The organism is Moorella sp. E306M (assembly GCF_006538385.1).
Classification (GTDB): Bacteria; Bacillota; DSM-521; order Neomoorellales; family Neomoorellaceae; genus Neomoorella.
Map to the genome: position 1 here is coordinate 1429562 of NZ_BJKO01000001.1, position 9487 is coordinate 1439048.

At 55.9% G+C, this 9487-nt stretch carries 8 protein-coding genes; all 8 read left to right on the forward strand.

Translation table 11 applies throughout. From position 1 onward, the window contains the following. Nucleotides 1-404: 404 nt before the first annotated feature. The 8 genes from FLZ89_RS07600 to FLZ89_RS07635 all read left to right on the forward strand — a co-directional run bounded on the left by FLZ89_RS07600 (nt 405) and on the right by FLZ89_RS07635 (nt 9026). A complete protein-coding gene (locus tag FLZ89_RS07600; protein ID WP_216363857.1) occupies nt 405-698 on the forward strand; it encodes a 4Fe-4S binding protein in 294 nt (97 codons plus the stop codon). A gap of 17 nt (nt 699-715) precedes the next feature. Continuing rightward, complete coding sequence (locus FLZ89_RS07605) at nt 716-1876, forward strand: transketolase C-terminal domain-containing protein (protein WP_141304733.1); 1161 nt, start codon at nt 716-718, stop codon at nt 1874-1876. A gap of 18 nt (nt 1877-1894) precedes the next feature. Beyond that, complete coding sequence (locus tag FLZ89_RS07610; protein ID WP_141304734.1) at nt 1895-2767, forward strand: thiamine pyrophosphate-dependent enzyme; 873 nt, start codon at nt 1895-1897, stop codon at nt 2765-2767. Continuing rightward, nucleotides 2764-3198, forward strand: a complete 435-nt coding sequence (locus FLZ89_RS07615; protein ID WP_141263212.1) for a 2-oxoacid:acceptor oxidoreductase family protein — start codon at nt 2764-2766, stop codon at nt 3196-3198. The genes FLZ89_RS07610 and FLZ89_RS07615 overlap by 4 nt, the downstream gene beginning before the upstream one ends. A 155-nt stretch (nt 3199-3353) precedes the next feature. Continuing rightward, on the forward strand, nt 3354-4700 hold the full coding sequence (locus FLZ89_RS07620; protein ID WP_141263210.1) for a GntP family permease: 1347 nt from the start codon (nt 3354-3356) through the stop codon (nt 4698-4700). Nucleotides 4701-4929: 229 nt separating this feature from the next. Then, nucleotides 4930-6099 carry an aconitase family protein gene (locus FLZ89_RS07625; protein WP_141304735.1) on the forward strand — a complete coding sequence of 390 codons (1170 nt, stop codon included), beginning with the start codon at nt 4930-4932 and terminating at the stop codon, nt 6097-6099. A gap of 158 nt (nt 6100-6257) precedes the next feature. Then, a complete protein-coding gene (locus FLZ89_RS07630; RefSeq protein ID WP_141304736.1) occupies nt 6258-7646 on the forward strand; it encodes an NAD(P)/FAD-dependent oxidoreductase in 1389 nt (462 codons plus the stop codon). 96 nt (nt 7647-7742) lie between these two features. Next, a complete protein-coding gene (locus tag FLZ89_RS07635) occupies nt 7743-9026 on the forward strand; it encodes an adenylosuccinate synthase (protein ID WP_141304737.1) in 1284 nt (427 codons plus the stop codon). Nucleotides 9027-9487: the final 461 nt, after the last annotated feature.

Consider the following 9487-nt stretch of genomic DNA (forward strand, 5'->3'; position numbering starts at 1 on the left):
CAAAAAAGAAACATGACAGGTTTTGATGTTACTATTCGACGTTAAGATGGTTTTTCCTTGCCGGGTTGCAAAATTTTCGTTTTTAGTTCTATATTTAAAAGAAACCCGTTAAACCAGGAAAAAATGGCTGCTATAAAAAGCAAAATGTTGTCAAGGAAATATTTCTGTTTTTAACCGCTATCCCCTTGAAACATTCATGAACGTTACGTTTGGTCGTATAAGTAATATTAATGAAACATAAGGGGATCCGGCCGGCTGTTGCGGCCGGCTTTTCTTTCCCCGGGGTCTTTAAATAGCAAGGGTTGTAAGGTAGTAAAAAAATACCAGGTCATTTCCCGCGGGCTGGCATGAATTTTGCAATATTTAATTAATGTCTGTTGTCTTAGCAGGGGAGGCGAATAAAAGTGGCGGCTAAAGAGCTACCGGTAGTACCATCGGCCAGGCCGGGTACCATGGCCGCCGGGGCGGCCATGGAGCGTATCCGCGAGCGGCGGCCGGTGATTGATAAACAAAAATGTAATCTCTGCCGCGAGTGCCTGCTGTATTGCCCGGACGCAGCCCTGGCGGCAGATAAAGGGGAAGTGAGAGTGGATTTGCGTTTTTGCAAAGGCTGCGGCATCTGCGCCGTCGAGTGCCCTGCCCGGGCAATTACCATGGTTCCGGAACATGCCGGCAACCGGGGGTTTATTGAGAAGTAAGCAGGGAGTGAATGAAAATGCACCTGTTATTAAACGGCAACGAAGCGGCCGCCCATGCCGCCCGCCTGGCGCGGGTAGAAGTCCTGGCTTCCTACCCTATTACCCCGGCGGCGCCGGTCATGGAAAAGATTACGCAGTTTATAGCCGACGGCAACCTCAAATGTAATTTTGTCCGGGTGGAGTCCGACCACAGCGCCATGGCCGCGGCCCTGGGGGCGGCCATGGCCGGAGCCAGATCGTTTCTCATTACCAATTCCCAGGGCCTGGCCTATATGAGCGAGGTCCTCTACCATACTTCCGGCCTCCGCCAGCCGGTGGTCATGGCTGTAGTCAACCGGGCCCTGGCGGCCCCCCACAGCCGCTTCCCGGAGCACGGCGATGTTGTGGCTCAGGAGGCATGCGGGTGGATCCAGCTTTTCTGCGAGAACAACCAGGAAGTCCTGGACAGCCTCATCCAGGCTTTTCGCCTGGGTGAAGACGAGCGGGTGCGCCTGCCGGTAATGGTCAACTATGAGGGTTACATCCAATCCCATACCCGGGAAACCGTAGACCTGCCGGAGCAGGAAGCAGTAGATACCTTCCTGCCCCTGGTGCGGCGGCCGGTCCTGGATGTAAATAACCCCCTGGCGGTCAATACCGTTACTGGCCCGGAACTATATATGGACTACAAATACCATCAGGACGCCGCCCTGCAGCGGGCGGGCGAAGTCTTGCAGGAGGTTAGCGCGAATTATACCAAACTAACGGGCCGCGACTGGGGCGGTGCCGTATCGGGCTACCGCCTGGAGGATGCGGAAATCGTACTGGTGGCTATGGGCTCCCTGGTCAGCACGGCCAGGATTGCCGTCGACGCTCTGCGGGCCGCAGGAGAAAAGGCGGGGCTGCTGAAAATCCGCCTTTTCCGGCCCTTCCCGGCGGATACGGTGCGGGAAATGATGCATCATACCCGGGCCGTAGTCGCCCTGGATAAAAATATCGTTTACGGCGCCGGTGGCGCCCTGGGCCGGGAACTGCGGGCCGTTCTCTACGGATTTACGAAGGTACCGGTTTACAGTTATATCCTCGGCCTCGGCGGACGGGATGTAGGTGTTGAAGATTTAATCACCATTTACCGGCAGGTAAACGAAGGACTTGCCGCCGGAAAGATTCCGGCGCTCTATCAATGGTACGGCCTGTAAGGCCGGAGGTGAGAAGATATGGAAGTATACAAGACATTGGCCGAAATACCGCAAGACGAGTTTTTTACCGGGGGCCACGGCGGTTGCCGCGGGTGTGGGGCGGCCCTGGCGGTGCGCCAGGCCATGAAGGCCCTGGGTCCGCGGACCATTGTTACCATTCCTGCTTCCTGTATGGCCACCATCGGCGGTTCGGGCTTAAGTACCGCCTGGGAGATACCCTTTTACCATTCCCTTTTTGAATGCGCTCCGGCCGTCGCCTCCGGTATCCGGGCGGCCCTGGACATCCAGGGGATTAAAGATGTCAATGTCGTCTCCTGGGCCGGTGACGCCGGAACGGCCGATATAGGCTTCCAGTCGCTGACCGGAGCGGCCGAACGCCAGGAGAATATCATCCACGTCTGCTATGATAATGAAACTTATATGAATACCGGCGGCCAGGCCGGCAGCGTTACCCCTTACCAGGCGGTCACGCCTGACACGCCCGCCGGCAAGCCTACGCCGCGCAAAGACATGCTGGCCATCATGGCCGCCCACCACCCGGCCTACCTGGCTACGGCTTCAGTAGCCTATCCCCTGGACCTGATCCGGAAATTCCAGAAGGCCAGGGCCATTCAGGGCTTCCGCTATATCCACATCCTGGCCCCCTGCTTTAGAGGCTGGGGTATTCGGGAGGACCAGACGGTGCAGCTCGCCCGTCTGGCAGTAGAGTGCGGCCTGTGGCAGCTTTATGAAGAGATAGGCGGCCGGCGGCGGGTAACAGTCGTCCCGGAACGCCGTATACCGGTGCGGGAGTACCTGCGGCTTCAGGGGCGCTTTAAGAACATGGATGAAGCGGCCGTCGAGGCCCTTCAGGCCGAGGCTGACCGCCGCTTCCAGGAGGTGCAGTCATGATTGAAATCCGCTTCCACGGCCGTTACGGCCAGCCGGTGGCCGCCCTGGCCGGTAAAGTAGCTCAAGCCGCCCTGGCGGCAGGTAAATATGTCCAGGTCTTTGAAAACTTTGCCGCTTACCGGCCGGGGGCGCCTATGTATACGGTGGTGCGTATTGCTGATAGTTTTATCCGGGAACGCTCGGCCAATGCCAGCCGTCCGGATGTCGTGGTGCTCCTGGATAACAGCCTGCTGGGTATTATGGATGTAACCCGGGGATTGAAAGCTGGGGGGATAGTTATAGCCATTAACGTCGATCCGGCGGTAAAAAGAAGTAATCAGAGGGTAAATTGGCAGTTGCTATCCCTTGATTCGGACGCAAGTATAGATAAAAAAGAAGAAATGATTTTAGCGGAATTAAGTAAGTTGGGCATGCTCCAGCATCACAATTAAGAGAAGTTTTTCTGGCGTTTTGCTTATAGAATTTTAGGAAAGGAGTGATGCTGAATATTTTACTAAAAAGAATGGGGGGATGCCGTATAAGTTGTTATGAAGGAAAATAAAGAAATCATGACGAAAATAAAAATTAATAGATAGGGGGGAACCTTATGATTATCCAAAACGCAGTTGTGGCTTTATCGGCTTTTGTGGCAGTTATTGCTTTGTTATTTTTGTTTATTGGAAGGTTCAAATGGCATGTTTTCCTGGCGCTTTTAATTCCCATCGTCCTAATGGGTCTTGTGCCTGGCCTGGATATGGATAAGTTTATTAAAGCCTTTGAAACCGGTTTTGGTAAAACAGTCCAATCTATTGCGGTTGTTATAGTCCTTGGCTCTATTATTGCCGAGGCCTTAAAAAATACGGGTGGTATTGAAAAAATTACCTTAACTATGATTAAATGGATCGGCGAAAAAAGGATGCCGCTGGCCCTAACCTTGACCGGCTTCGTTATCGGTATTGCCATTTTTTCCGACATCGGTTACGTTATTCTGAACCCATTAGTGCATTCGGCAGCTATTAAAGTAGGAACCAATATGAGTGTAATGGCTACGGGACTGGTGGGAGCCATGCAGCTTACCCATGCCATGGTGCCGCCTACACCGGGACCGCTGGCGGCCGCGGCCCTGGTGAAAGCCGATGTGGGTAAAATTATTGTTTTTGGTAGCATTGCCTGCCTTGTAGGCTCCCTGGCGGGCTGGGTTTATGCACAAATAGTGGGGCCACGGGTGCCTTCACCACCTTCAGAAGAGTTTCTGGGTCAATCATTTGCCGAAAAAGGGATGGAATCCGAACTGCCCACCACGGCGGCAGCATATGCACCTATCCTCATCCCCTTAATTTTGATTGCCGGGCAGAGTGTAGCTTCTTTTGCCCTTCCTAAAGAAAGCCTTTTGAGGCTTGCCCTTACCTATTTAGGCTGGCCGGTTGTGGCCTTATCCATTGGTGTTTGGCTGGCCTACCGCAATACCAAGGGAGAGCAGAAAAAGAAACAAAACAGTGAGTGGATTGAAAATGCCTTGCGGACTTCTGCTATGATCATTGTTGTAACTGGCCTGGGTGGGTCCTTGAGTGCAATTTTAAAGGGAACACCGGCGGTAGATCTGATTGCCAAGTCCGTGGCCCAGACGGGGGTTCCGGCCATTTTCCTGCCCTTTGTTTTAGGCGTAATTGGCAACATGATAACCGGTTCGACGACTGTAGGCGTCATTACTGCAGGTTCTCTGGTAGCTCCCATGCTGGGAACTCTTAATTTAAGCCCGGAAGCTGCCATGCTGGCCGGGGCCGCCGGTTCGGTAATTATCAAATATGTAAATTCCAGTTATTTCTGGGTGTGCACTTCTCTCTCCAAGATGGAACTTAAATCTGCCTTGATTTCCTACGGCGGCGTTACGCTGGTTGGTGGTATCTTCTCCATGATTGCCGTCTATGTCATGTGGCTTATGCATCTTATTTAATTATGTAAACAAAAACCTGGCCCGGATGGAAGTTGCTTGCAGGCGCCCAATCCGGGCCAGGTGAGCTAAAAGCAGAAAAAGGCTAACCGATACTGCATTGGGCGAGATAGATTTTACAGGCACCAGACGTTTTTACCATGTACCCGGGTATGTTCGAGTGGTTGTATAGGCGATTATAGTGCAAAAGATAAAACTGAAGGCTAAATTTTTAGAAGGGAAGTCTTCAGGTATGAACTTTTTCCTTAAAGCCCTGGGAGCTGCCGCCGGGATACAGCGAGTAGTACCGGGCGAAGAGATAACCATCAACGTTGATTTAATTCTTGCTCATGATGGAACTGCCGCCAAAATCCTGGCTGCCTGGCCTGAAGGGGAACAAGTCGCGCAACCGGCAAAAGTGGTTTTCACTCTCGATCATGCTATGCCGGCGCCGACGATAGCGAGCCGGCAGCTGCATTTGCAGTTAAGGGCTTACGCCCGCCGGCAGGGAATTAACCTTTTTGAAAGGTGTGAGGGGGTTCTCCACCAGGTGGTGGCTGAATACTTCCATCCCCGGGCCGGCATGATTATTGCCGGTGCCGATGGTCATGTAACAACGGCCGGCGCCTTTAGTGTCATAGCGTTTTCTCTTGCCCCTGCCGAACTGGTACCGGTACTGCTTACCGGACAACTTCGATTAGTGGTGCCAGAAACAGTAATAGTAACAATAAAGGGCGGCTTGCCACCAGGGGTATCCCCGCGGGATCTGGGATTGGAACTCCTGCGACGCTTGGGAGGAGGCGCCTTAAAAAATAAAGCCCTGCTGCTGCAGGGAGAGGGTGTCTGGCAGCTTTCGCCAAGTGGACGGATGAGCGTTTGTAACCTGATCGGCGAAATGGGCTGTATGACAGGAATGATTATCCCACCAGAGGAACAGGTTGCTGACAGCGATTTAACTATTGATGCTTCTACTCTGAAGCCCCTTGTTGCCTGTCCTCCGGCTCCAACTAAAATTCAACCGGTGCATGAAGTGGCCGGCTTAACCGTAACCCAGGTTCTGGTAGGCGGTTGCGGTAGCGGCCGCCTGGAGGATTTTGAAGAACTGGCCGCTGCTATGAACGGCAGACCTGTTCACGGGGACGTAAACCTGCTGTTAGTACCGGCATCCAGGGCTGTTTTGCAGGAGATGGAAGCCAGGGGTTTGAGCAGGAGCTTACTACAACAGGGGGCCGTAATTTTGCCTCCCGGTTGTGGCCCCTGTCCGGGGCAGCATGCCGGCTTGCTGGCGCCTGGCGACCGGGTGCTGGCAGCTACGGTCCGCAACACTCCCGGGCGCATGGGTTCTCCCGAGGCGGAGATTTACCTGGCTTCACCCCGGACGGCCGGCCTGGCGGCTGTCGCCGGAGCTATTGTGGCCGGTTGACGAATACCTTCTTGAAATAGGCATTGTTTATAAGAACTCAGAGTGCCGATTCTCCTTGACGCCTCGTAAAGGGTCTGGTAAAATTATAATGTTGTTCTGGCTAATCCCGTTGCGGGGGCTATTTTTTTGCCCGGAAACAGGTTGAGGAGGGGAGACGGATGGCTGGAAAATATGATGTGGTCATCGTTGGCGCCGGCCCGGCAGGGATTTTCACCGCCCTGGAGCTGGTGCGGCAGGAAAGCGGGCTCAAAGTGCTCATCCTTGAGAAGGGACACGGCTTAAAGCGCCGGGTGTGCCCGTCCAAGGAGACGCGTTCCAGCTGCCTGCACTGCAACCCCTGCTCGGTAGTATCCGGCTGGGGAGGAGCCGGGGCTTTCAGTGACGGCAAATTAACCCTGTCGCCGGAAGTAGGCGGCTGGCTGAGTGAATATATACCGGAGCGGGAAGTAACGGCTTTAATCGATTATGTCGACGGCGTTTACCGCCATTTCGGGGCGCCGGATAAGGTCTACGGCAGCCTGGAAGATGAGCGCATTGCCGACATCCAGCGCCAGGCCGTCCTGGCGGATTTAAAGCTGATTCCGGCTCCCATCCGCCACCTGGGCACCGGGCGCACCCAGGAGATCCTCCAGGCCATGAAGGATTACCTGGAGGAGCACGGCGTAGAGGTGCGCACGGATACGCCGGTTGAGGAAATCCTGGTAGAAGATAACCGGGTTACCGGGGTGGTTACCCGGCGGGGTGAAGAGATCAGCGCCCGTTATGTGGTCCTGGCTCCCGGCCGGGAAGGCGCCGACTGGCTGCGCCGGGTGGCTGCCGGGTTGAACCTGAAGCTGGTCGTCAATCCCGTGGATATTGGCGTGCGGGTAGAAGTGCCGGCGGCCGTCATGGAGCACCTGACCAGCGTCATTTACGAATCTAAATTTATCTTTTACTCGCGGAAATTTGACGACCGGGTGCGGACCTTCTGCATGAACCCCTACGGGGAAGTAGTGCTGGAAAATAACGAGGGCCTGGTGACGGTGAACGGCCACTCCTATGCGGACAAAAAGACTAACAATACCAACTTTGCGCTGCTGGTCAGCAAGACCTTTACCGAGCCTTTCAAGGAACCCATTGCCTACGGCCGTTATGTGGCCCGGCTGGCCAACCTCCTGGGCGGCGGTGTCCTGGTCCAGCGCTTGGGTGACCTCCTGTCGGGGCGGCGGACCACAGCTGACCGCCTGGAAAAGGGCCTGGTAACACCGACACTGACCGAGGCCACGCCCGGGGACCTGTCCCTGGTTTTCCCTTACCGGCACCTTACGGCCATTGTGGAGATGCTCGCGGCCATGGATAAGATCGCGCCGGGGGTTTATTCCCGGCATACCCTGCTTTACGGCGTGGAGGTTAAATTTTATTCGTCCCGGTTAAGTTTAAGCCAGGAACTGCAAACAAATATCCACGGCCTGTACGCTGCCGGTGACGGCGCCGGGGTTACCCGCGGTCTGGCCCAGGCTTCGGCGGCCGGTGTCATTGCCGCCCGGGCTATTATAGCCAGCGCTTAACCGGTGGTGGCCTGGCTTGCGCCCGGCCCCAATACCAGGCGAGGATGAAATAAAACAAACGAATAAACAAACAATAAATTGAAAGGCGGTGCTTGCATGGCGGCGGTAGTCCTGGTGGGAGCCCAGTGGGGCGACGAGGGCAAGGGAAAAATTACCGATTACCTGGCGGAAAAAGCTGAAGTGGTGGTTCGTTACCAGGGAGGGAGCAACGCCGGCCATACGGTAATGGTCGGGGAACAGGAGTTTAAACTGCACCTGGTGCCTTCCGGTATCCTCTATCCAGGCAAGCTCTGCCTTATTGGCAATGGTGTGGTGGTCGATCCGGCTGTCCTGGTGCAGGAACTGGACGGCCTGGCGGAGCGGGGTATAGATACCTCAAGTTTGAGGATCAGCGACCGGGCCCACCTCATTTTACCTTACCACAAGGGCCTGGATGCCGTCGAGGAAGAGCGCCGGGGCCAAGCCCAGATCGGCACCACCAAACGGGGCATTGGCCCGGCCTATGTTGATAAAACGGCCCGGACGGGCATCCGGGTAGGAGATCTCCTGGACTGGGAGGAATTTCGCGGGAAGCTGGCCCGCAACCTGGCGGCAGTCAACGAGATGCTGGCTAAAATTTACGACCGGCCGGGTTACGACCTGGAGGCCATCCTGGACGAATATGCCGGTTATGCCAGGCGCCTGAGGCCCCTCATTGCCGATACCGTCCGTCTGGTTAACGGGGCTTTAAAGGACGGTCGCAGGGTCCTCTTTGAAGGTGCCCAGGGTACCCTCCTGGACCTGGACCAGGGGACTTATCCCTTTGTTACTTCTTCCTACCCGACGGCTGGCGGGGCCTGCATTGGTGCCGGTATCGGCCCGACGAAGATCAATAAGGTCCTGGGTGTGGCCAAGGCCTATACCACCCGGGTAGGAGCCGGGCCTTTCCCGGCCGAAGTAACGGGGAGGATTGGCGATACTTTGAGGGAGCAGGGAAGGGAGTATGGTACCACCACCGGGCGGCCGCGCCGCTGCGGCTGGCTGGATACGGTCATCTTGCGCCATGCCGCCGAGGTCAACGGCCTGACGGGCATCGCCCTGACCAAACTGGATGTCCTGACGGGAATCGATCCTTTACGCATTTGTACCGGCTACCGTTACGGCGGCGAGATAATCCGGGATTTTCCCGCCAGCCTGAAGGTCCTGCAGCAGTGTGAGCCCGTTTACGAAGAAGTCCCCGGCTGGCAGGAAGATATCACTGCAGCTAGATCCCTGGCGGACCTGCCTGCTGCCTGCCGCAGCTACATCCGGCGGCTGGAAGAACTGACCGGCGTGCCCGTTCATCTCATTGCCGTCGGCCCGCGCCGGGACCAGACCATTGTGGTGGAAGACGTTTTCTAGCCTTGCCTGCGGCGACACGCCGGCGACTGGCCCTGAAGACCAGTCGCCGGCGTTTTTTCGTGCGCCCGGCATGGGCGTTAACTTGGTGGTGAAAGTCCACTGCAGGCGAGGCAGCACGAGTCTGCTAGCCAAAGGCAAGGGTGCCCATCGCGAGGTGGGATCCGGAGGAAGCCGGAGGCAAAGTCACGGCCCGATGAACAAGAACCCCATAGGAGGCTAGACCATCCGGATGAGCTGGCGAAACACAGCGAAATCCCAGGCTGCCAAGGGATGGTAGAGTATATGGGGCGGGCGCGGGGCGAAGGTTAACGCTCTTACCCGGGGAGGCCTGCCGGATAAGCCAGGAAAAGCTGGCAACCCGTGTCGAAAGGCACGGCTGAACCGGCAGGAGTCAGCAGAAGGCATAGTACCCTGGGGGTCATGAACTCCAGGGGAAGGCCCGAACATCAAGTCAGAGGTGA

Excerpts from the sequence above, each read along its gene's own strand:
- FLZ89_RS07605 (WP_141304733.1), top strand. The coding sequence starts at position 716 with ATGCACCTGTTATTAAACGGCAACGAAGCGGCCGCCCATGCCGCCCGC.
- FLZ89_RS07610 (WP_141304734.1), top strand. The coding sequence starts at position 1,895 with ATGGAAGTATACAAGACATTGGCCGAAATACCGCAAGACGAGTTTTTT.
- FLZ89_RS07615 (WP_141263212.1), top strand. The coding sequence starts at position 2,764 with ATGATTGAAATCCGCTTCCACGGCCGTTACGGCCAGCCGGTGGCCGCC.
- FLZ89_RS07620 (WP_141263210.1), top strand. The coding sequence starts at position 3,354 with ATGATTATCCAAAACGCAGTTGTGGCTTTATCGGCTTTTGTGGCAGTT.
- FLZ89_RS07625 (WP_141304735.1), top strand. The coding sequence starts at position 4,930 with ATGAACTTTTTCCTTAAAGCCCTGGGAGCTGCCGCCGGGATACAGCGA.
- FLZ89_RS07630 (WP_141304736.1), top strand. The coding sequence starts at position 6,258 with ATGGCTGGAAAATATGATGTGGTCATCGTTGGCGCCGGCCCGGCAGGG.
- FLZ89_RS07635 (WP_141304737.1), top strand. The coding sequence starts at position 7,743 with ATGGCGGCGGTAGTCCTGGTGGGAGCCCAGTGGGGCGACGAGGGCAAG.